Source organism: Enterobacter sp. 200527-13, from assembly GCF_027924865.1.
GTDB classification, from domain to species: Bacteria; Pseudomonadota; Gammaproteobacteria; order Enterobacterales; family Enterobacteriaceae; genus Enterobacter; species Enterobacter ludwigii.
Map to the genome: position 1 here is coordinate 1 of NZ_BSCM01000031.1, position 337 is coordinate 337.

Genomic DNA, 337 nt, shown 5'->3' on the forward strand with positions numbered 1-337 from the left:
GGGAACCTGCGGTTGGATCACCTCCTTACCTTAAAGAACCTGCCTTTGTAGTGCTCACACAGATTGTCTGATGAAAAGTAAATAGCAAGGCGTCTTGCGATTGAGACTTCAGTGTCCCCTTCGTCTAGAGGCCCAGGACACCGCCCTTTCACGGCGGTAACAGGGGTTCGAATCCCCTAGGGGACGCCACTTGCTGGTTCGTGAGTGAAAGTCACCTGCCGACATATCTCAAAACTCATCTTCGGGTGACGTTTGAGATATTTGCTCTTTAAAAATCTGGATCAAGCTGAAAATTGAAACGACACACAGTTAATGTGTGTTCGAGTCTCTCAAATTT

Annotated in this window: 1 tRNA gene; it reads left to right on the top strand. The window is 47.5% G+C overall.

Annotation, left to right across the window (positions count from 1 at the left end):
* Positions 1-113 precede the first annotated feature (113 nt).
* Positions 114-189: transfer RNA gene (locus QMG44_RS24240), tRNA-Glu, on the top strand.
* Positions 190-337 lie beyond the last annotated feature (148 nt).